General features: G+C 61.3%; 22 protein-coding genes, 1 tRNA gene and 2 pseudogenes. 22 read left to right on the top strand and 3 right to left on the bottom strand.

Annotation, left to right across the window (positions count from 1 at the left end):
• Nucleotides 1-8: 8 nt before the first annotated feature.
• Complete coding sequence (locus tag HMPREF2914_RS04890; RefSeq protein ID WP_003086091.1) at nucleotides 9-416, top strand: PaaI family thioesterase; 408 nt, start codon at nucleotides 9-11, stop codon at nucleotides 414-416.
• Between the two features lie 63 nt (nucleotides 417-479).
• On the opposite strand, the pseudogene HMPREF2914_RS04885 reads toward HMPREF2914_RS04890, so the two are convergent.
• Nucleotides 480-1,804, bottom strand: a pseudogene (locus HMPREF2914_RS04885) (OprD family porin).
• Nucleotides 1,805-2,522: 718 nt separating this feature from the next.
• Between HMPREF2914_RS04885 and HMPREF2914_RS04880 the strand changes: the two are divergent.
• Both HMPREF2914_RS04880 and HMPREF2914_RS04875 read left to right on the top strand, forming a co-directional pair.
• A complete protein-coding gene (locus HMPREF2914_RS04880; RefSeq protein WP_003086095.1) occupies nucleotides 2,523-2,951 on the top strand; it encodes an HIT family protein in 429 nt (142 codons plus the stop codon).
• Nucleotides 2,952-3,161: a SlyX family protein gene (locus HMPREF2914_RS04875; RefSeq protein WP_003086099.1), complete on the top strand. Its 210-nt coding sequence runs from the start codon at nucleotides 2,952-2,954 to the stop codon at nucleotides 3,159-3,161.
• 48 nt (nucleotides 3,162-3,209) lie between these two features.
• On the opposite strand, the gene HMPREF2914_RS33070 is transcribed toward HMPREF2914_RS04875, so the two are convergent.
• A complete protein-coding gene (locus tag HMPREF2914_RS33070) occupies nucleotides 3,210-3,824 on the bottom strand; it encodes a cold-shock protein (RefSeq protein WP_003086101.1) in 615 nt (204 codons plus the stop codon).
• 213 nt (nucleotides 3,825-4,037) lie between these two features.
• On the bottom strand, nucleotides 4,038-4,508 hold the full coding sequence (locus HMPREF2914_RS04865) for a Dps family protein (protein WP_003086103.1): 471 nt from the start codon (nucleotides 4,506-4,508) through the stop codon (nucleotides 4,038-4,040).
• Between the two features lie 439 nt (nucleotides 4,509-4,947).
• Here HMPREF2914_RS04865 and aspS point away from each other — a divergent pair, with 439 nt between their 5' ends.
• From aspS to HMPREF2914_RS04765, 19 genes and pseudogenes are all read left to right on the top strand, one after another.
• Entirely contained in the window at nucleotides 4,948-6,723 is a 1,776-nt protein-coding gene (gene aspS / locus HMPREF2914_RS04860) for an aspartate--tRNA ligase (protein ID WP_003123218.1), read from the top strand.
• A 66-nt stretch (nucleotides 6,724-6,789) separates the two neighbouring features.
• Nucleotides 6,790-7,536, top strand: a complete 747-nt coding sequence (locus HMPREF2914_RS04855; protein ID WP_003086107.1) for a YebC/PmpR family DNA-binding transcriptional regulator — start codon at nucleotides 6,790-6,792, stop codon at nucleotides 7,534-7,536.
• A gap of 84 nt (nucleotides 7,537-7,620) precedes the next feature.
• A complete protein-coding gene (gene ruvC / locus HMPREF2914_RS04850; protein WP_003112575.1) occupies nucleotides 7,621-8,145 on the top strand; it encodes a crossover junction endodeoxyribonuclease RuvC in 525 nt (174 codons plus the stop codon).
• Nucleotides 8,146-8,161: 16 nt separating this feature from the next.
• Nucleotides 8,162-8,767 (top strand): Holliday junction branch migration protein RuvA, encoded by a 606-nt coding sequence (gene ruvA / locus HMPREF2914_RS04845; protein ID WP_003086122.1) that lies wholly within the window; start codon nucleotides 8,162-8,164, stop codon nucleotides 8,765-8,767.
• Between the two features lie 10 nt (nucleotides 8,768-8,777).
• Nucleotides 8,778-9,836: a Holliday junction branch migration DNA helicase RuvB gene (ruvB, locus tag HMPREF2914_RS04840; protein WP_003086123.1), complete on the top strand. Its 1,059-nt coding sequence runs from the start codon at nucleotides 8,778-8,780 to the stop codon at nucleotides 9,834-9,836.
• Between the two features lie 52 nt (nucleotides 9,837-9,888).
• Nucleotides 9,889-10,335, top strand: coding sequence for a tol-pal system-associated acyl-CoA thioesterase (ybgC, locus tag HMPREF2914_RS04835; protein ID WP_003086124.1), 447 nt, complete (start codon nucleotides 9,889-9,891; stop codon nucleotides 10,333-10,335).
• A 1-nt stretch (nucleotide 10,336) separates the two neighbouring features.
• The gene (tolQ, locus tag HMPREF2914_RS04830; protein WP_003086125.1) at nucleotides 10,337-11,032 is read left to right on the top strand and encodes a protein TolQ; all 696 of its coding nucleotides are present in this window, start codon (nucleotides 10,337-10,339) and stop codon (nucleotides 11,030-11,032) included.
• A gap of 22 nt (nucleotides 11,033-11,054) precedes the next feature.
• Complete coding sequence (tolR, locus tag HMPREF2914_RS04825) at nucleotides 11,055-11,495, top strand: protein TolR (protein WP_003086126.1); 441 nt, start codon at nucleotides 11,055-11,057, stop codon at nucleotides 11,493-11,495.
• 2 nt (nucleotides 11,496-11,497) lie between these two features.
• On the top strand, nucleotides 11,498-12,541 hold the full coding sequence (gene tolA / locus HMPREF2914_RS04820; RefSeq protein ID WP_003134218.1) for a cell envelope integrity protein TolA: 1,044 nt from the start codon (nucleotides 11,498-11,500) through the stop codon (nucleotides 12,539-12,541).
• A complete protein-coding gene (tolB, locus tag HMPREF2914_RS04815) occupies nucleotides 12,538-13,836 on the top strand; it encodes a Tol-Pal system beta propeller repeat protein TolB (RefSeq protein ID WP_003086128.1) in 1,299 nt (432 codons plus the stop codon). The genes tolA and tolB overlap by 4 nt, the downstream gene beginning before the upstream one ends.
• A gap of 52 nt (nucleotides 13,837-13,888) precedes the next feature.
• Complete coding sequence (pal, locus tag HMPREF2914_RS04810) at nucleotides 13,889-14,395, top strand: peptidoglycan-associated lipoprotein Pal (RefSeq protein ID WP_003111417.1); 507 nt, start codon at nucleotides 13,889-13,891, stop codon at nucleotides 14,393-14,395.
• Between the two features lie 9 nt (nucleotides 14,396-14,404).
• Nucleotides 14,405-15,229 (top strand): tol-pal system protein YbgF, encoded by an 825-nt coding sequence (gene ybgF, locus HMPREF2914_RS04805; protein WP_003120698.1) that lies wholly within the window; start codon nucleotides 14,405-14,407, stop codon nucleotides 15,227-15,229.
• 219 nt (nucleotides 15,230-15,448) lie between these two features.
• Entirely contained in the window at nucleotides 15,449-16,096 is a 648-nt protein-coding gene (queE, locus tag HMPREF2914_RS04800; RefSeq protein ID WP_003111416.1) for a 7-carboxy-7-deazaguanine synthase QueE, read from the top strand.
• A gap of 15 nt (nucleotides 16,097-16,111) precedes the next feature.
• Entirely contained in the window at nucleotides 16,112-16,786 is a 675-nt protein-coding gene (gene queC, locus HMPREF2914_RS04795; protein ID WP_003111415.1) for a 7-cyano-7-deazaguanine synthase QueC, read from the top strand.
• A gap of 59 nt (nucleotides 16,787-16,845) precedes the next feature.
• Nucleotides 16,846-16,921: transfer RNA gene (locus HMPREF2914_RS04790), tRNA-Lys, on the top strand.
• 234 nt (nucleotides 16,922-17,155) lie between these two features.
• Nucleotides 17,156-17,732 (top strand): annotated as a pseudogene (locus HMPREF2914_RS04780) (integrase core domain-containing protein); the annotation flags it as partial.
• A gap of 136 nt (nucleotides 17,733-17,868) precedes the next feature.
• The gene (gene exoU, locus HMPREF2914_RS04775; RefSeq protein ID WP_003134060.1) at nucleotides 17,869-19,932 is read left to right on the top strand and encodes a type III secretion system effector cytotoxin ExoU; all 2,064 of its coding nucleotides are present in this window, start codon (nucleotides 17,869-17,871) and stop codon (nucleotides 19,930-19,932) included.
• A complete protein-coding gene (spcU, locus tag HMPREF2914_RS04770; protein WP_003134054.1) occupies nucleotides 19,929-20,342 on the top strand; it encodes a CesT family type III secretion system chaperone SpcU in 414 nt (137 codons plus the stop codon). The genes exoU and spcU overlap by 4 nt, the downstream gene beginning before the upstream one ends.
• A gap of 394 nt (nucleotides 20,343-20,736) precedes the next feature.
• Nucleotides 20,737-21,141 (top strand): acyl-CoA thioesterase, encoded by a 405-nt coding sequence (locus HMPREF2914_RS04765; protein WP_003108604.1) that lies wholly within the window; start codon nucleotides 20,737-20,739, stop codon nucleotides 21,139-21,141.
• The last annotated feature ends 70 nt before the right edge of the window (nucleotides 21,142-21,211 follow it).

Raw genomic sequence — 21,211 nt, 5'->3', positions numbered from 1 at the left:
AGCAGGCAATGAACGCGGCGCAGGTACAGGCGTTGATCCGCATGGGGCTGCCCATGGCCGAGGACATCGATTTTCGTGTCGAGCGTCTCGACGAACGACATGCGCTGGCGCGCATACCTTTTCACGGCAAGCTGGTGCGTCCCGGTGGAACGTTGTCCGGCCCGACCATCATGGCGCTGGCCGACGCGGCGATGTACGCGGTCATTCTCGGGCGTCTCGGGGCGGTCGAGATGGCCGTGACCTCGAACCTGAACATCAACTTCCTCAGCAAGCCCAGGCCCGAGGACCTGTTGGCCGAGGCGAGCATCCTCAAGCTGGGGCGGCGCCAGGTCGTCTGCGAGGTCGGAGTGTTTTCGCAGAGTAATGAGGAAGACCTGGTGGCCCATGTGACCGGTACCTACGCCCTTCCTTTATAGGCGCGTTGCCGCCGAGAAGAAAAAACCCGGCGATGCCGGGTTTTTTCGTTGCCTGTCGGTCGATTACAGGATCGACAGCGGATAGTCGACGATCAGGCGGAACTCGTTCTGGTCGCCTTCACCCTCGTCGGCATTGGCGCGGTGCCAGGCCTGGCGGATACGGAACGACAGGTCCTTGGCCGGGCCGGCCTGGACGACGTACTTGGCTTCCAGGTTGGTCTCGTGGTGCTTGCCGTCCTCGCCGTACAGGCCCGCGTAGGAGGAACTGGAGTCGACCTTGGTGCCGTCGATGTCCTTACCGTTGATGTAACGAACCATGAAGGTCAGGCCGGGAACGCCGTAGGAGGCCATGTTCAGGTCGTAGCGGGCCTGCCAGGATTTCTCGCCGGGGCCGTTGAAGTCGGAGTACTGCACGGAGTTGGCGAGGAAAATCGAGTCACCGCCGCCGCCGGAACCGTTCTCGCCGAAGCCGATGTAGTCGAACGGCTCGTCGCCATGCACCTGCTGGTAGGCCAGGGTGAAGGTGTGCGCGTCCAGGGTGTACGCGCCGGCCAGGGACCAGGCGGTGTTGCTGATGTCGCCGGCCTTGGCTTTGCCTTCATCGGTGGTGCGGTAGATGTTGAAGTCGAAGCCCAGCGACTGGTCGGATGCCAGCGGGATTGTGTAGTTGGTGTTCAGGTAATACTGGCGATAGATGTCTTTCAATTCGGCGCCATACAGGGAGGCGCTGAGATTGTCGGTGATCGCGTAGCGGCCGCCGGCGAAGTCCGCGCTCTTGGCGGTCTGGCCTGCATAGGTTGCGTAGAGTTCGCCGCGCGACTTGGTGGTGGTGCCCTGCTTGCCTTCGGTGAAGTGGCCCGCTTCGAGATCGAGCCCTTCGAATTCACTGCTCTGCAGTTGGAAGCCGGTCGCGGTCTGCGGGAACAGGCGGCTGCCGCCGGCGGCGAAGACCGGCGCGGTAGGTTGCATTTCGCCCACTTCAGCATGGTCTTGGAAATGCGCACCTTCAGGGCGCCGCCAGCGCGGCTGTAGTCGTCGCGCGGCTTGCCGTCGTTCATCACCGGCAGGTTGCCGGTGCCGGTCTTGTCCGAGGTACCGTCGAGTTTCAGGCCCAGGTAGCCGAAGGCATCGACGCCGAAGCCCACGGTGCCTTGAGTGAAGCCGGATTCGTAGGTGGTGAGGAAGCCCTGGGTCCAATCGACGCGATCGCCCCGACCTTCCTTGCCGTCACGGTTGAAATAGTAGTTGCGGAGCAGCAGGTCGAGGCTGCTGTCTTCGATGAACCCCTTCGCTTCGGCCTGATCGCTGACGAATGCGTCGGCCACGGCGAACTGAGTGCTACCTGCGGAAACCGCCAGTGCAATGGCGCTCCACTTCATCACTTTCATTGTGATTGCTCCTTTGGTTTTGAAATTATCTCTGCCATCACAGTGCCGCAGTGACGGCTAGTTCTTCTTGTCGGCGCTAACTTATAGCACGCAGTGTTTCTTGGCGATAGTTGAGGTTTCGAAGCGACGGATTCTTTACGGCGTTGTCGCAAAATTGCATGACGTATGTCGCATCTGCGTAGGTGAGCAGTTGAAAAAATGACGTATGTCGCGGGCTTGGTCACTCTTGTTGAGGTCGCTTCTCAAGTCGCTTTTCCCGATTGGCGGGGTCTTGTAATAAAAATGTCATGTTCCGTGCGGCCCCTCTTACTGTGATGAAAGAGGTATAAGCAAACTCCGTGCACAAATTGGAAAACGGCTTCGCCTATGTATTCCAGTTGGTCTCTTCGAGAGCGAAGCTATTCTGTTTGAAAGCAAACGAATCATGCCTTGAAACCTGTTTGTAATCCGTCTGCTTCAAGGGTTGGTTGCCATCGAGTTGTCTGTGGCGAATGCGTTTGTATCCACGGCATGTCTCCTGTTCGACGTCGCGCTGTATTCATTCGACCGGCATCTTATGGGGCGTTCGGCTGGAGTGGCGCGCCAAGCTGGGGCGGGCGGATGTGCGGGCTTGCTTTGGCCGGGCGGCGAAGTATCCTGCGCGGCAGTTACGGCGGGTCCCTTCTCGGAAGGAGGGGCTAAGCTGTCCATGAATGACGGTCGAACAGGAGAGGTCAGTATGTTCGCTTTGGATCCCCGGCTGGAGCAGGACACCCTGTTGCTCGGCGACTTTCCCCTCAGCCGCCTGCTGCTGATGAACGATGCCCGCTATCCGTGGTTCATCCTGGTGCCGAGGCGGGAGGATGTCACCGAGCTGTTCCAGCTCGATGTCGATGACCAGCAGGCGCTGTGGCGCGAGGCCACGCTGCTGGCAGAGGTGCTCAAGGACACCTTCCGTGCGGACAAGATGAATGTCGCTAACCTGGGCAATGTGGTCAGCCAGCTCCACATGCACGTGATCGTCCGGCGACGTGGCGACGACGCCTGGCCCGGCCCTGTCTGGGGGCGCCATCCGGCTCAGCCTTATTCTTCCGAGCAGGTCGAGGCGATCCGCGGCAAGTTGCGGATGGTGCTGACCGACGGCTTCCGTTTTGCCGGGGAGGCCTAGATGGAGCTGGACGCGCGCATGGATGACCTGGAATGCCGCCAGGCTTTCCAGGATGACACTTTGCAGGCTCTCAACGATGTGGTGGTCGAGCAGCAGCGCAGCATTGAGCGACTGCAGCTTCAGGTCGCGGCATTGATCAAGCGTCTGGAAGACGTCCAGGGGCTGGTGGGCGAGGCGGGGGAAGACGAAGCGCCTCCTCCCCATTATTGAATGCACAAAAAACCCGCCGTTCGGCGGGTTTTCTGTTTTTCGCGGCGGTCAGCGGCGGGAGGCGATTACGTCTTCCGCCTGCAGGCCCTTGTCCCGTTGTACCACCGAGAACTCCACGCGCTGGCCTTCGATGAGGATGCGGTGGCCTTCGCCGCGAATCGCTCGGAAGTGGACGAAGATGTCCTCGCCCGAATCGCGGGAAATGAAGCCGAAACCTTTTGAGGTGTTGAACCACTTCACGGTACCGGTCTCCCGGTTGCCGCTGTCCTGGCTGCCGCCGAGGGCCGTCGGGGCGCTGGCGCTGCGCGAGACCGGTTTGCCGGGCTTCAGGCTGCCCGCCAGTTGCAGGGCCGTGGCCAGCACCAGGCTTAGCAGGGGCAGGACGATCGCCGGCTGGTCGGCGATGGTCGGCAGCGGCGCCAGCAGGATCAGTGCCTGCAGGACGACGCCCAGGACCAGCAGGGCGGCTGCACCGGCCTGCAGCGGGCGGGTTGGATGTGACGATTGCAGTACGGGAGCGAAGAGCAGGTTGATCAGGCCCAGAATGGCCAGGTAGATGGCATCGGGATGTTGCAGGAAGGGTGTGGCTTCGGTTCTTAGGCTGGGAATGAAGGACAGCAATAGGGCGGCGACGCCCGTGACCAGAAGGACGATTTTCAACATGTCAATGAGTTCACCTTGATGGGGTAACGATCAAGTAGCCGGACAGCGCTTCGGTGCATGAAACGAAAGGTGCGGAAGGACGGCCGGCCTATGCGTGTGACGCACGGCGGCTATTTAACAGGAAAGCAGGAGGCTACTCAAATCAAGCGGTTGGCGCCGGAGGGGAGGGCGGGGCCCTGAGGCGGGCCCCGCTTTCTATCGAGCGATCGACGATCAGCTGGCGAGAAGGCTGCGCAACATCCAGGCGGTCTTTTCATGTACCTGCATGCGTTGGGTGAGCAGGTCGGCGGTGGGTTCGTCGCTGACCTTGTCCAGCAGCGGGAAGATGCTGCGGGCGGTGCGCACCACGGCTTCCTGGCCCTGGACCAGTTGCCGGATCATCTCCTCGGCTTCCGGCACGCCTTCCTCTTCCTTGATGGACGACAGGCGGGCGTAGGCGGCGTAGGTGCCGGGCGCCGGGAAGCCCAGGGCCCGGATGCGCTCGGCGATGTCGTCCACGGCAACGGCCAGTTCGGTGTACTGACCTTCGAACATCAGGTGCAGCGTATTGAACATCGGGCCGGTGACGTTCCAGTGGAAGTTGTGGGTTTTCAGGTAGAGGGTGTAGGTGTCGGCCAGTAGCCGCGACAGGCCCTCGGCAATGGCTGCGCGATCCTGTTCGCCGATTCCGATATTGATTTCCATGGCGTTCTCCTTTCAGTCGGCCTTGTGAATGGGGCACTCCGAAACAGTTGGAGTGAGGCTAACACAGGGTTTTTCCCAGCGCTCTTGGTCTATGTCAAAGGCGGCGATAGGGAGAATCTATTCCGACTGCCCGGTCAAGCGAATGGTTCGCAGGGTGCGGCGAAATGCTTCCGTTCAACGGCCTGGCTTCCCGCGTGACAGGCCGGCGGGGCTGGCTGCAAGCCATGGATTTTTCAGGCTATAATCCCCGCCTTCAATGCGAAGTGGGCCCGGATGCGGGTGCTTCGCCGTTGCCGTTCACCGGGCAGCGCGGGAGATGTCCTTCCGGGGGCGTACCGATGGTTCCGGTGCTCGGTCAGGGCCGGCGAGAGCCCGGCAATGGTCGCCAGGCAGCCGGCGGCTCCACAGAATCCAAGACTTACGAGAAGCGAACCACACCATGATGCGCAGCCACTATTGCGGCCAACTGAACGAGAGCCTGGACGGCCAGGAAGTCACCCTTTGCGGTTGGGTTCACCGCCGCCGCGACCATGGTGGAGTGATCTTCCTCGATGTGCGCGATCGCGAGGGGCTGGCCCAGGTGGTGTTCGATCCGGACCGTGCGGAAACCTTCGCCAAGGCCGACCGGGTGCGCAGCGAGTTCGTGGTGAAGATCACCGGCAAGGTGCGCCTGCGCCCTGAAGGCGCGCGCAACCCGAACATGGCGTCTGGCTCCATCGAGGTACTGGGCTACGAACTGGAAGTGCTGAACCAGGCCGAGACTCCGCCGTTCCCGTTGGATGAATATTCCGATGTGGGCGAGGAAACCCGCCTGCGCTACCGCTTCATCGACCTGCGTCGTCCGGAGATGGCTGCCAAGCTGAAGCTGCGCGCGCGCATCACCAGCAGCATTCGCCGCTACCTGGACGACAACGGCTTCCTCGACGTCGAGACCCCGATCCTCGGCCGGCCGACGCCGGAAGGCGCGCGCGACTACCTGGTGCCGAGCCGTACCTACCCGGGACACTTCTTCGCCCTGCCGCAGTCGCCGCAGCTGTTCAAGCAACTGCTGATGGTCGCCGGCTTCGATCGCTACTACCAGATCGCCAAGTGCTTCCGTGACGAGGACCTGCGTGCCGACCGCCAGCCGGAATTCACCCAGATCGACATCGAGACCAGCTTCCTCGACGAGAGCGACATCATCGGCATCACCGAGAAGATGGTGCGCCAGCTGTTCAAGGAAGTGCTGGACGTCGAGTTCGACGAGTTCCCGCACATGCCGTTCGAAGAGGCCATGCGCCGCTACGGTTCGGACAAGCCCGACCTGCGCATCCCGCTGGAGTTGGTGGACGTCGCCGACCAGTTGAAGGAAGTGGAGTTCAAGGTCTTCTCCGGTCCGGCCAACGATCCGAAGGGGCGTGTCGCCGCCCTGCGTGTACCGGGCGCCGCCTCCATGCCGCGCAGCCAGATCGACGACTACACCAAGTTCGTCGGCATCTATGGTGCCAAGGGCCTGGCCTACATCAAGGTCAACGAGCGCGCCAAGGGCGTGGAAGGTCTGCAGTCGCCGATCGTGAAGTTCATCCCCGAGGCCAACCTGAACGTGATCCTCGATCGCGTTGGCGCGGTCGACGGGGACATCGTGTTCTTCGGCGCCGACAAGGCCAAGATCGTTTGCGATGCCCTGGGCGCGCTGCGTATCAAGGTCGGCCATGACCTCAAGCTGCTCACCCGGGAGTGGGCGCCCATGTGGGTCGTGGACTTCCCGATGTTCGAGGAGAACGACGACGGCTCGCTGTCCGCGCTGCACCACCCGTTCACCTCGCCCAAGTGCACCCCGGCCGAGCTTGAGGCCAATCCGGGCGCGGCGCTTTCCCGCGCCTACGACATGGTGCTCAACGGCACCGAGTTGGGTGGCGGTTCCATCCGCATCCACGACAAGTCCATGCAGCAGGCGGTGTTCCGCGTGCTGGGCATCGACGAGGCGGAGCAGGAAGAGAAGTTCGGCTTCCTGCTCGACGCGCTCAAGTACGGTGCGCCGCCGCATGGCGGCCTGGCCTTCGGCCTGGATCGCCTGGTCATGCTGATGACCGGTGCATCGTCGATCCGCGAAGTGATCGCCTTCCCGAAGACCCAGAGTGCTGGCGACGTCATGACCCAGGCACCGGGTTCCGTGGACGGCAAGGCCCTGCGCGAGCTGCACATTCGCCTGCGCGAGCAGCCGAAGGCCGAGTGATTCGAATCAACCCGCGGTGGCGCCGCTTGCGGCGCCTCCTGCCGAGAGAGCAATACGGAGTGAGTTATGGCTGGTCATTCTAAATGGGCCAACATCAAGCACCGCAAAGAGCGGCAAGATGCCAAGAAAGGCAAGATATTCACCAAGCTGATCCGTGAGCTGACCGTCGCTGCAAGGCAGGGCGGCGGCGTACCGGCGGACAACCCGCGTCTGCGCCTGGCCGTGGACAAGGCGCTGACCGCCAACATGACCCGCGATACCATCGATCGTGCCATTGCACGCGGCGTCGGCTCCAACGATGCCGACAACATGGTCGAGCTTTCCTATGAAGGCTATGCGCCGAGCGGCGTAGCGATTATCGTCGAGGCGATGACCGACAACCGCAACCGTACAGCTGCGGAAGTGCGTCATGCCTTCAGCAAGTGTGGCGGCAACCTGGGCACCGATGGTTCGGTCGCCTACATGTTCGAGCGCAAGGGACAGATCAGCTTCGCTCCCGGCGTGGACGAGGAAGCGCTGATGGACGCGGCTCTGGAGGCCGGCGCCGATGACGTGGTAGTCAACGACGATGGCTCCATCGACGTGTTCACCACCTTCGCCGACTTCATTTCCGTGAACGAGGCGCTGGCCGCCGCCGGATTCAAGGGCGACGAAGCCGAAGTCACCATGATCCCTTCGACCACCGCGACCCTGGACCTGGAAACCGCGCAGAAGGTGCTCAAGCTGATCGACATGCTCGAGGACCTGGACGACGTGCAGAACGTCTATTCCAATGCCGATATCCCGGACGACGTGATGGCGCAGCTCGGCTGAGCCGATCGGAGCGATAACGCGAAGCCGGAAGTGGGGTACGCTTGATGCGTTCGAACCCCGCTTCCGGCTTTTAGTATCCAGCTTATGACTTTGATTCTAGGGATTGACCCGGGCTCGCGCATCACCGGCTTCGGCGTGGTGCGGGAAACGGCGCGCGGTTGCGAATACGTGGCGTCCGGATGCATACGGACCGGTAACGGCCCCTTGCACGAGCGTCTGCACGTGGTGTTTCGCAGCGTCCGCGAGGTGATCCGCACCCATGGCCCGACGGCCCTGAGCATCGAGCAGGTGTTCATGGCGCGCAACGCCGATTCGGCCCTGAAGCTGGGGCAGGCGCGGGGGGCGGCCATCGTCGCGGCAATGGAGGAGGGGTTGAGCGTGGCGGAGTACACCGCCTCGCAGGTCAAGCAGGCAGTCGTGGGGACCGGCGGTGCAGACAAGCAGCAGGTGCAGATGATGGTCATGCATCTGTTGAAGCTGACCCAGAAACCGCAGATCGATGCCTCCGATGCCCTGGCCATCGCCCTGTGTCATGCCCATACCCAACAGAGTCTGGTCCCCCATGGCCTGGTGGGCGCACGCCGACGTGGCGGGCGCCTGCGTCTTTGAATAAGGAAAGCTCTTCGTGATCGGACGCTTGCGTGGCACCCTGGCGGAGAAACAGCCGCCGCACCTGATCCTCGATGTGAATGGCGTCGGCTATGAAGTGGAAGTGCCGATGACGACCCTCTATCGGTTGCCTTCGGTAGGCGAGCCGGTGACCTTGCATACCCATCTGGTTGTGCGTGAGGATGCGCACTTGCTCTATGGCTTCGCCGAAAAGCGCGAGCGAGAGCTGTTCCGTGAGCTGATCCGGCTCAACGGCGTGGGTCCGAAACTGGCTCTGGCGCTGATGTCGGGCCTGGAAGTGGACGAACTGGTGCGTTGCGTCCAGGCACAGGACACCTCCACCCTGGTGAAGATCCCCGGTGTTGGCAAGAAGACCGCCGAGCGCCTGCTTGTGGAGTTGAAGGACCGCTTCAAGGCTTGGGAAAACATGCCCACGATTGCACCGTTGGTGATGGAACCCCGTGCCAGCGCTACAGTCTCAAGCGCCGAGGCCGATGCAGTCAGCGCGCTGATCGCCCTCGGCTTCAAGCCACAGGAAGCCAGTCGTGCCGTCGCAGCCGTACCGGGAGAGGATTTGTCCAGCGAAGAAATGATCCGCCAGGCCCTGAAGGGCATGGTCTAGGTGGCGCCCGATGATCGAGCCTGATCGCCTCATATCCGCCGTTTCCGGTCGCGAACGCGATGAGCAGCTGGACCGCGCCATTCGCCCGCTGAAGCTGGCCGACTACATCGGCCAGCCCAGCGTGCGCGAGCAGATGGAGCTGTTCATCCATGCCGCGCGCGGCCGCCAGGAGGCGCTCGACCATACGCTGATCTTCGGTCCGCCGGGGCTGGGCAAGACGACCCTGGCGAATATCATCGCCCAGGAAATGGGCGTTTCCATCAAGAGTACTTCCGGGCCGGTGCTCGAGCGTCCCGGCGATCTCGCCGCGTTGCTGACCAACCTGGAGGCCGGCGACGTCCTGTTCGTCGACGAGATCCACCGTCTTTCGCCCATCGTCGAAGAAGTGCTGTATCCGGCCATGGAAGATTTCCAGTTGGACATCATGATCGGCGAAGGGCCCGCGGCCCGCTCCATCAAGCTGGACCTGCCGCCGTTCACCCTGGTCGGCGCGACCACTCGTGCCGGCATGCTGACCAATCCACTGCGCGATCGCTTCGGTATCGTCCAGCGCCTGGAGTTCTACAACGTCGAGGACCTGGCGACCATCGTCAGTCGGTCGGCCGGCATTCTCGGCCTGGAGATCGAGCCGCAGGGCGCGGCGGAAATCGCCAAGCGCGCCCGCGGTACGCCGCGAATCGCCAATCGCCTGCTGCGCCGGGTACGCGACTTCGCCGAGGTCCGGGGGCAGGGCGACATTACCCGGGTGATCGCCGACAAGGCATTGAACCTGCTCGATGTCGACGAGCGTGGCTTCGACCACCTCGACCGTCGTCTGTTGCTGACCATGATCGACAAGTTCGATGGCGGGCCTGTAGGAATCGACAACTTGGCTGCGGCGTTGAGCGAGGAGCGGCACACGATCGAAGATGTACTGGAGCCCTATCTGATCCAGCAGGGCTACATCATGCGGACACCGCGGGGGCGCGTGGTAACACGCCATGCGTACCTGCACTTTGGCCTGAATATTCCGAAAAGGTTGGGGCCGGGGGTGACGACGGATCTGTTCACGTCTGAAGATGGTAATTAATTGCATTTGTGGGCGATTGCCGATTGGCAAAGCCGGGACTTGGTTCTAGAGTATGCGCGCGCAACACGGGGGAAAGCCGTTCCAGCAGCGTTTCCGGGTCTATTACGAGGACACGGATGCCGGCGGCATCGTCTATTACGTCAACTATCTCAAGTTCATGGAACGGGCGCGGACCGAGCGGCTGCGAGCTTTGGGGTTCGCCCAATCGCAACTGGTCGGCGACAATCTGCTGTTCGTCGTGCACTCCGCCGAGGCGCGTTACCACGCCCCGGCCAAGCTCGACGATGAACTGCTTGTCAGCGCCGAGGTCGAGGAGTTGAACCGGGCGAGCCTGAAGTTTCGTCAACAGGTTCGTCGAGCGTCGGACTCCGTCCTGCTCTGCGAGGGGCGGTTCCTGGTGGCGTGCGTGCGAGCGGACACCCTGAAGCCACGTGCTATCCCCGAAACGTTGCGTGCGGCTTTTGCCGGAAGCCCGGATTCTTTTTCAGCAGGAGATTAAAGTGGAACCGAACGTCGTCGACCATACCTCCATGTGGAGCCTGATCAGCAACGCCAGTATCGTGGTGCAGCTGGTCATGCTGACCCTCGTGGCCGCCTCGGTCACATCCTGGATCATGATTTTCCAGCGCGGCAACGCCATGCGCGCTGCCAAGAAGGCACTGGATGCCTTCGAAGAACGCTTCTGGTCGGGCATCGACCTGTCCAAGCTGTATCGCCAGGCCGGTAGCAATCCGGACCCGGACTCCGGCGTCGAGCAGATCTTCCGTGCCGGCTTCAAGGAGTTTTCCCGTCTGCGCCAGCAGCCCGGCGTCGATCCCGATGCGGTGATGGAGGGCGTGGCGCGCGCCATGCGTGTGGCCATCTCCCGTGAGGAGGAGAAACTCGAAGCCAGCCTGCCATTCCTGGCAACCGTCGGTTCCACCAGCCCGTACGTCGGCCTGTTCGGTACCGTCTGGGGTATCATGAACTCCTTCCGTGGCCTGGCCACCGTGCAGCAGGCAACCCTGGCCACCGTCGCCCCGGGTATCGCCGAAGCGCTGATCGCCACCGCCATCGGCCTGTTCGCCGCGATCCCGGCGGTCATCGCCTACAACCGCTTCTCCGCACGTTCTGAGATGCTGATCGGTCGTTACTACACCTTCGCCGACGAGTTCCAGGCCATCCTGCACCGCAAGGTGCACACCAGCGACGACTAAGACGACTGAGAGGTAAGCCGATATGGCAAGGGTTCGTCACAAGCGCAAGCCGGTCGCGGAAATGAACGTGGTGCCTTACATCGACGTGATGCTGGTACTGCTGGTGATTTTCATGGTGACCGCACCGATGCTCAACCAGGGGGTCAAGGTCGACCTGCCGAAGGTGTCCAGCGAGGCGTTGCCTCAGGACAACAACAAGCAGGTCCTGACCCTTTCGGTGAAAGCCGACGGTTCCTATTACTGGAACGTCGGCAGCGAAGTGGATACTGAAAAACAGACCGATAGTGCCGTGTCGTTGGAACAGATGACCGATGCAGTCACCAAGATCATGAGTGCCCGTCCGGACACCCAGGTATTCATCCGCGGCGACAAGGCGGTGAACTATGGTGCGGTGGTTGGCGCCATGGGTGCCTTGCAGCAGGCCGGTGTGCCCAACGTCGGGTTGATTACCGAGGCCCCCTGATCTTGAAGCAACAGTTCGAGCGCTCGCCTTCCGAGAGTTATTTCTGGCCCGTCGTCCTGGCGGTGGTCCTGCACGTTCTGATCTTCGCCATGCTGTTCGTCAGCTGGGCGTTTGCTCCGGAGCTTCCTCCCTCCAAGCCGATCGTGCAGGCCACGCTCTACCAGCTCAAGTCGAAGAGCCAGGCGACGACCCAGACCAACCAGAAGATCGCTGGCGAGGCGAAGAAGACCGCCTCCAAGCAATACGAAGTCGAGCAACTCGAACAGAAGAAGCTCGAGCAGCAGAAACTCGAGCAACAAAAGCTGGAACAGCAGCAGGTCGCTGCTGCGAAAGCGGCGGAACAAAAGAAGGCTGACGAGGCTCGAAAGGCCGAGGCCCAGAAAGCCGCCGAGGCGAAGAAGGCCGATGAAGCCAAGAAAGCTGCCGAGGCCAAGGCCGCCGAACAGAAGAGGCAGGCTGACATAGCCAAGAAGCGCGCCGAGGACGAGGCCAAGAAAAAGGCCGCTGACGACGCCAAGAAAAAGGCAGCCGAGGACGCGAAGAAGAAAGCGGCCGAGGAGGCCAAGAAGAAGGCTGCTGCGGAAGCGGCGAAGAAGAAAGCCGCCGTCGAGGCCGCCAAGAAAAAGGCCGCCGCCGCTGCCGCGGCAGCCCGCAAGGCTGCCGAGGACAAGAAGGCGCAGGCGTTGGCCGAGTTGCTTTCGGATACGACCGAGCGCCAGCAGGCCTTGGCCGACGAGGTGGGCAGCGAGGTCACCGGCAGTCTCGACGACCTGATCGTCAACCTGGTGAGCCAGCAGTGGCGGCGTCCTCCATCGGCGCGTAATGGAATGAGCGTAGAAGTACTGATCGAAATGCTGCCGGACGGTACCATCACCAATGCCAGCGTCAGCCGTTCGAGTGGCGACAAGCCTTTCGACAGTTCGGCGGTGGCGGCGGTGCGCAACGTCGGCCGTATTCCCGAGATGCAGCAATTGCCGCGGGCTACCTTCGACAGCCTGTATCGTCAGCGCCGCATCATCTTTAAACCGGAGGATTTGAGTCTGTGAGTACCCTGATTCGCATTGCGCTGTTCGCCCTGGCCCTGGTGGCAGGTGCTGCGCAGGCTGCCGACCCGCTGGTGATCTCCAGCGGTAACGACCGTGCCATTCCCATCGCCGTGGTGCCGTTCGGCTTCCAGGGGGGCAACGTGTTGCCGGAAGACATGTCCAATATCATCGGCAACGACCTGCGCAACTCCGGCTACTTCGAGCCGCTGCCTCGGCAGAACATGATCAGCCAGCCGGCGCAGGCCAGCGAAGTGATCTTCCGTGACTGGAAGGCAGTTGGCGTCAACTACGTGATGGTCGGCAACATCGTGCCTGCCGGCGGACGCCTGCAGGTGCAGTACGCATTGTTCGATGTCGGCACCGAGCAGCAGGTCCTGACCGGCAGCGTGACCGGCAGCACCGATCAGCTCCGCGACATGTCGCACTACATCGCCGACCAGTCGTTCGAGAAGCTCACCGGTATCAAGGGCGCGTTCTCCACCAAGATGCTCTATGTCACCGCCGAGCGTTTCTCGGTCGACAACACCCGCTACACCTTGCAGCGCTCCGACTACGACGGCGCCCGCCCGGTGACCCTGCTGCAGTCGCGCGAGCCCATCGTGTCGCCGCGCTTCTCGCCCGATGGCCGCCGTATCGCCTATGTCTCCTTCGAACAGAAGCGCCCGCGTATCTTCATCCAGTACGTCGATACTGGCCGTCGTGAGCAGATCACCAATTTCGAGGGCCTGAATGGCGCTCCGGCATTCTCCCCTGACGGCAACCGCCTGGCCTTCGTCCTGTCGCGCGACGGCAACCCGGAAATCTACGTCATGGACCTTGGCAGCCGCGCCCTGCGCCGCCTGACCAACAACCTGGCGATCGATACCGAACCCTTCTGGGGCAAGGACGGCTCTACCCTGTACTTCACCTCGGACCGTGGCGGCAAGCCGCAGATCTACAAGATGAACGTGAACAGCGGTGCCGTGGACCGGGTAACCTTCATCGGCAACTACAACGCCAACCCGAAACTCTCGGCCGACGAGAAGACCCTGGTAATGGTCCACCGCCAGCAGGGCTACACCAACTTCCAGATCGCCGCCCAGGACCTCCAGCGCGGCAATCTGCGGGTGCTGTCGAACACCACTCTGGACGATTCGCCCACTGTTGCGCCCAATGGCACCATGCTAATCTACGCCACCCGCCAGCAGGACCGGGGCGTGCTGATGCTCGTATCCATCAACGGACGCGTACGGATACCTCTCCCTACCGCTCAGGGCGATGTGCGCGAGCCTTCCTGGTCCCCTTACCTGAACTGACGGTCGCCAACGGTTACAAACTTATACACTGGGGTTCATTAGGAGTTACATGATGGAAATGCTGAAATTCGGCAAATTTGCTGCGCTGGCTCTGGCCATGGCTGTGGCTGTGGGTTGCTCCTCCAAGGGCGGCGATGCTTCCGGTGAAGGTGCCAATGGCGGCGTCGACCCGAACGCAGGCTATGGCGCCAACAGCGGTGCCGTTGACGGCAGCCTGAGCGACGAAGCCGCTCTGCGTGCGATCACCACCTTCTACTTCGAGTACGACAGCTCCGACCTGAAGCCGGAAGCCATGCGCGCTCTGGACGTACACGCGAAAGACCTGAAAGGCAGCGGTCAGCGCGTAGTGCTGGAAGGCCACACCGACGAACGTGGCACCCGCGAGTACAACATGGCTCTGGGCGAGCGTCGTGCCAAGGCCGTTCAGCGCTACCTGGTGCTGCAGGGCGTTTCGCCGGCCCAGCTGGAACTGGTTTCCTATGGTAAAGAGCGTCCGGTCGCTACCGGCCACGACGAGCAGTCCTGGGCTCAGAACCGTCGCGTCGAGCTGAAGAAGTAAGAAGTCGTTATGCCCAAGCACCTGCGTGTCCTGACGTTCCTCGCGCTCAGCCTGCCATTAGCGGCCTGGGCGGAAGTTCCTGTGTATGACGGCGTTGCCGCCAACAATGGCGGCAACGTTCCTCCTTCCGGGTATGGCACGGCAGGTGCCGGCGGCGCCTTTGCCGGAGGTGGGGTGACAACCCCCACCTCCGTGCAGGGCGAACTGTTCATGCAGCTCCAGCAGATGCAGGACGAGTTGGCTCGCCTGCGTGGCACGCTCGAGGAACAGCAGAACCAGATCCAGCAGCTCAAGCAGGAAAGCCTGGAACGCTACCAGGACCTCGACCGTCGGATTTCCGGTGGTGGCGCTCCCGCTGCACAGAATTCCGCACCTGCTGGCGCCATCAATGCCAATGGGGCGCCTGCGGCTCCCGCAGGCAACAACGCACCGGCGCCGAGTAGCGAGCCGGGCGACCCGGCGAAGGAGAAGCTCTACTACGACGCGGCCTTCGACCTGATAAAGAGCAAGGATTTCGACAAGGCGAGCCAGGCGTTCAATGCCTTCTTGCGCAAGTACCCGAACAGCCAGTACTCCGGCAACGCCCAGTACTGGCTCGGCGAGGTGAACCTGGCCAAGGGCGACCTGCAAGGTGCCGGCCAGGCTTTCGCGCGGGTCAGCCAGAGCTACCCCAGCAGCCAGAAGGTGCCCGACTCGCTGTACAAGCTGGCGGACGTCGAGCGTCGCCTGGGTAACAACGACAAGGCCAAGGGCATCCTCCAGCAGGTCATTTCCCAGTACCCGGGCACTTCGGCCGCCCAACTGGCGCAGCGCGACCTGAAGAACCTTCGCTGACCCCGTTCCCGATGAACAAACCCGCGCCTGTCGCGGGTTTTTTCGTTAGAATCGGCGCCCCCGTGAAGCTGCATGGTTTCAGCTCGGCTGATCTTCGTGCCTCTCCTCGCGAGACCTTCCGGGATTTCGAGTGCCACGACAGGATACGTTCCGTGGCGCCCCTTCATTTACCGCAACGGAGGCGGACGACCTGTTCAGTCGTCACGCCCGTGGCTGAATATGCAACAGACCCTGCGCATCACCGAGATTTTCTACTCGTTGCAGGGGGAAACACGTACCGCCGGCTTGCCGACGGTCTTCGTGCGCCTGACCGGCTGCCCCCTGCGCTGTCACTATTGCGATACCGCCTATGCCTTCAGCGGCGGCGACGTCGTTAGCCTGGACGCTATTCTCGAGCGGGTTGCCACCTACAAGCCTCGCTACATCTGCGTGACCGGCGGGGAGCCGCTGGCCCAGCCGAATTGCATTTCTCTGCTGGAGCGGCTTTGCGACGCCGGCTACGAGGTTTCCCTGGAAACCAGCGGGGCCCTCGATGTGTCACGGGTCGACCCGCGCGTAAGCAAGGTTCTCGACCTCAAGACGCCGGGATCTGGCGAGGTCGGACGCAACCGATACGAAAATATCCCGTTGCTGACCGACAACGATCAGGTGAAGTTTGTCGTCTGTTCGCGAGAGGACTACGACTGGGCGGTATCCAAGCTGATCGAGTACCGCCTCGACCAGCGTGCCGGTGAAGTCCTGTTCTCGCCGAGCCACCATCAGGTCAGCGCGCGAGAACTGGCCGATTGGATCGTGGCCGACAACCTGCCGGTCCGCCTGCAATTGCAACTGCACAAGATTCTCTGGAACGACGAACCGGGCCATTGAGACGAGGAATCCATCATGAACCAGAAGAAAGCGGTCATCCTGCTCTCCGGCGGCCTCGACTCCGCCACCGTTGTCGCCATGGCCAAGGCCGACGGCTACGCCTGCTACACCATGAGTTTCGACTACGGCCAGCGCCATCGCGCCGAGCTGCAGGCCGCCGAGCGCGTGGCCCGGCAGTTGGGCGTGATCGAGCACAAGGTGATAGGGCTCGACCTCAATGGCATGGGCGGCTCGGCATTGACCGACGAGAGCATCGCGGTGCCCGAGTCGCCTAGCGAAGGTATACCGGTGACTTACGTGCCCGCGCGCAATACGGTGTTTCTCTCGCTCGCCCTGGGCTGGGCCGAGGTCCTGGATGCCCGTGACATCTTCATCGGTGTGAATGCGGTGGATTACTCTGGTTATCCGGATTGTCGCCCTGAGTTCGTCGAGGCTTTCGAGCGCATGGCGAACCTGGCAACCAAGGCGGGCGTGGAAGGCAATGGCTTCCGCATCCAGGCGCCGCTGCAGTATCTGTCCAAGGCGCAGATCATCCAGGCGGGCGTGGCGCGTGGGGTGGATTACGGCCTGACGGTGTCCTGTTATCAAGCCGATGAGCAGGGGCGTGCGTGCGGCAAATGCGATAGCTGCCGGCTGCGTGCGGATGGCTTCGCGGCGGCTGGTATTTCCGACCCGACGCCATATTTCTGAAAAAAATTCGCGAGAGGTGTTGTTTTTACGTTAGAAATCAGTATTATACGCCTCGCGTTGGGTCGTTAGCTCAGTCGGTAGAGCAGTTGGCTTTTAACCAATTGGTCGTAGGTTCGAATCCTACACGACCCACCATTTCTCTACGGCGTGTTGCATAGATATAGAAAGGGGTGTTACGCCTTTTACTTGTCCAACAGCCGTATGGGCCAAATATGAAGCCCGTATCGATGTGATATCAATATGGAAAAGCCCACCTATCTAGGTGGGCTTTTCTGTTTCTAAGGACCTGAAACCATTCTGCAGGCGTAGCAAACGTGACCTGCTCCCCAACTTCAGTACCACGCTGAACTTAGTAGAGTCCGTTTTCCAAGCAGGAGACGGCAGTGCAGAAGCGTTCTTCTCGACTTCCTCAAGCGGGTCGAGGCCAGTGTACCGACCGAGCTGCACGCCCAACTGGTGGAACTGGCCCAGGAGCATCGACGCTGTGGCTAACGCCGCCTGCACATCCTGCTGTGGCGTGCAGGTCAACCACAAGCGGATTTACCGGCTGTACCGAGCCGCCGGCTTGATGGTGAGGCGGCGGAGGATCGCGGTGGCGCGGTTTCGCGGCTACCCGCAGGCGATCCGCACCGACCAGGGCCCCGAGTTCACCGGCAAGGCGCTTGATCAGTGGGCCTGTCAGCGTGACATCAAGTTGAAGCTGATTCAGCCTGGCCAGCCCACGCAGAGCGCCTTCATCGAGTCATTCAACGGCAAGTTCCGGGGCGAATGCCTCAATGAGCACTGCTCGCTGGTCGAAGCCAGAATCCGTATCGCGGCTTGGCGGGATTACAACGAGCACCGACCACACAGCGCCATTGGCAATCTCTCCCCGGCAGAGTTTGCTGCGAAGTGGCGAACCAACCAGCAGCAGCTGAAGCGGGAAAAGTTGATATCAACCCCATAGCCTACTAACTAGGCAGCGGTACTAAAACTGGGGGCAGGCCAGTCCGAACTGATAAAAAAACGTCCGAAACTGGCAAAACCTTATGGCCGCTTTTCCTAATATTTGCTCCGAACCCTCGGTATTTCAAGGAGCGAACATGCATATCCAATCGTTGGGGGCTACTGCCTCCTCGCTGAATCAGGAGCCTGTCGAAACCCCGTCGCAGGCAGCGCATAAGTCCGCCAGCTTGCGTCAGGAACCTTCAGGGCAAGGTCTCGGGGTTGCCCTAAAGAGCACGCCGGGAATACTTTCCGGGAAGTTGCCGGAAAGCGTTAGTGACGTGCGTTTCAGCAGTCCCCAAGGGCAAGGGGAGTCCCGTACTCTGACTGACTCGGCAGGGCCGCGGCAGATCACTCTGCGCCAGTTTGAGAACGGAGTCACCGAGCTACAGCTCAGTCGGCCACCATTGACCAGTCTGGTCCTAAGCGGCGGTGGTGCCAAAGGTGCGGCATACCCGGGAGCAATGCTGGCGCTAGAAGAGAAAGGCATGCTCGATGGCATCCGCAGCATGTCCGGTTCGTCCGCTGGCGGCATCACCGCCGCCCTTTTGGCCTCAGGTATGAGCCCGGCGGCGTTCAAGACCCTTTCCGACAAGATGGATCTTATTTCGCTGCTCGATAGCTCGAACAAGAAGCTGAAGCTGTTCCAACACATTAGCAGCGAGATCGGCGCATCGCTGAAAAAGGGCTTGGGCAACAAGATCGGCGGCTTCTCTGAGTTGCTGCTCAATGTACTCCCACGCATAGATTCGCGGGCTGAGCCCCTAGAACGCCTATTGCGCGACGAGACACGCAAGGCCGTGCTCGGACAGATCGCTACGCATCCAGAGGTTGCACGCCAGCCGACCGTTGCCGCCATCGCCAGCAGATTGCAGTCCGGCTCCGGAGTCACCTTTGGCGATCTAGATCGGTTGAGTGCTTACATTCCCCAGATTAAGACGCTGAACATCACAGGTACGGCCATGTTCGAGGGGCGTCCGCAATTAGTGGTGTTCAATGCCAGCCACACACCGGATCTGGAGGTCGCCCAGGCGGCACATATCTCCGGTTCCTTCCCAGGAGTGTTCCAGAAGGTCAGCTTGAGTGATCAGCCGTACCAGGCCGGCGTAGAGTGGACAGAATTCCAGGATGGCGGGGTGATGATTAACGTGCCGGTCCCTGAGATGATCGACAAGAATTTTGACAGCGGGCCACTGCGGCGCAACGACAACCTGATCCTTGAGTTCGAGGGCGAAGCTGGGGAGGTAGCGCCCGACCGAGGTACTAGGGGCGGCGCGCTCAAGGGCTGGGTCGTCGGGGTGCCTGCCCTGCAGGCGCGCGAAATGCTGCAGCTCGAGGGCCTGGAGGAATTGCGCGAGCAAACCGTTGTGGTGCCGTTGAAGAGCGAGCGCGGTGATTTCAGTGGCATGCTCGGTGGCACCTTGAACTTCACCATGCCGGACGAGATCAAGGCGCATCTTCAGGAGCGCCTCCAGGAGCGAGTCGGTGAACATCTGGAGAAACGTCTTCAGGCTTCAGAGCGTCATACCTTCGCTTCTCTCGACGAGGCGCTGCTGGCACTTGATGACAGTATGCTCACCAGTGTTGCTCAACAGAACCCGGAGATCACAGACGGGGCGGTGGCTTTTCGCCAGAAGGCGCGGGATGCGTTCACCGAGCTGACTGTCGCTATCGTTAGCGCCAATGGCTTGGCGGGTAGGCTCAAGTTGGACGAGGCTATGCGCTCCGCTCTTCAGCGACTCGATGCGCTGGCAGATACTCCGGAACGCCTAGCATGGTTGGCAGCTGAGTTGAACCATGCTGATAACGTTGATCATCAGCAGTTACTCGATGCCATGCGCGGGCAGACGGTGCAGTCGCCGGTGCTCGCCGCTGCGTTAGCAGAGGCGCAGCGCCGCAAAGTGGCGGTTATTGCCGAGAACATTCGTAAGGAAGTTATCTTCCCCTCTCTGTATCGCCCTGGCCAGCCGGATTCCAACGTAGCTCTGTTACGTCGGGCGGAGGAGCAGCTACGGCATGCCACCAGTCCGGCGGAAATCAATCAAGCGCTGAACGATATCGTCGACAACTACTCGGCACGAGGCTTCCTGCGTTTCGGCAAACCCTTGAGTTCGACTACCGTTGAGATGGCTAAGGCTTGGCGGAATAAGGAGTTCACATGATTGATACATGGCTGGCACAGTGGGGCTTGAGACTTCCCTCGAGCAACGATGCCACGTTGCGGCTGCAACCGGCAGAGGGACCGGAACTGGTTATGGAGCGCCTCGAGGGCGGTTGGCTTTTCGTCGTCGAGTTGGGACTTGTGCCTTCAGGGTTACCGCTGGGTGTGATCTTGCAATTGTTACAAGTGAACTCTCCATTCTCATCCTTGGCACCGGTGAAACTTGCGGCGGACGATGCCGGTAGACTTGTGCTCTGGGCTGAGGCACGTGATGGCGTTGACGATGTGGATGCACTGAACCGCTTGCACGATAGGCTGCGGGAAGGACATTCACGATTAGTGCCATTGCTAGAGCCCACGGGTGAGTTGGTTCCAGCTCAGATACAAACCAGCGCGTTAGTGTTCGTTTGAACGCAAGGGGAAGGAGCGATACTGCCAATAAAATCCGCAGTTGGTAATTTCTCTAATAGATGGGCCACCCGAAGGTGGCCTATCTGTTCATGCTGCAATGAGTTGTCGTGCCAACACCATTTCTACCGAGCCCCATCCTGGTTCAACGAGCCGAGGCCCTCGAGGTGGGCTTTTCTGTTTCTGGAGTCCGGATATCCGATCCACAGCGCGCCAGAACGAGCGGCTGGTTTCGTGCTTTCGCCAGTTATATCGGCACTGGCAACCACAGTCGTGTGCCTGCCAGTCTGCTTCCATGCAGCCTGGTGAACAGGTGCATGGCTATCCGAGGATTTGTCAGTGGGCCTGGACTTTCATAGAGTGAAGCTCCTTTCCTCGCGACTGGATTAGTGACGCGATGCCGACCCCGGTTTTCATAAAAAGAACGGTACTGTTTGGCGACTGTGATCCCGAAGGGATCGTCTATACGCCACGTTTTTCATACTTCGTGCTGGAAGCGGTGCAGGAGGCGCTCGGGGTCTGGCTGGGAGGCCCGGGGCTCAGAACCCTTCTGGGTTTCAGGATTCTTCCCCCGGCGAGAGCGTTCTCCCTGGAATTCCTGCATCCGGTCACCTGGGACGACGAACTCACGCTGCGAGTGGGTGTGTCGAACGTGGGGACGCATTCTTTCTCGTTTTCAGTCGAAGGACGTCTTTCGCCGGACGTGGTGGCGTTCACTGCGAGTCTGACGCAGGTCTGTGTCTCCCCGGATACCCGCGAAGTCATGGAAGTCCCCGCGCAGCTCCGCGCGCTCCTCGCATAGAGACACATTCTGGCTATTCGTCGCGGCGCTGGCTACGGCCGGCAGGACGCTGCGAGCGGCATGCCGCTGA

The sequence above is a fragment of the Pseudomonas sp. HMSC067G02 genome (assembly GCF_001813485.1).
Classification (GTDB): Bacteria; Pseudomonadota; Gammaproteobacteria; order Pseudomonadales; family Pseudomonadaceae; genus Pseudomonas; species Pseudomonas aeruginosa.
The sequence above is the reverse complement of the archived record's forward strand: the minus strand, read 5'-3'. Positions and strand labels throughout refer to the sequence as shown.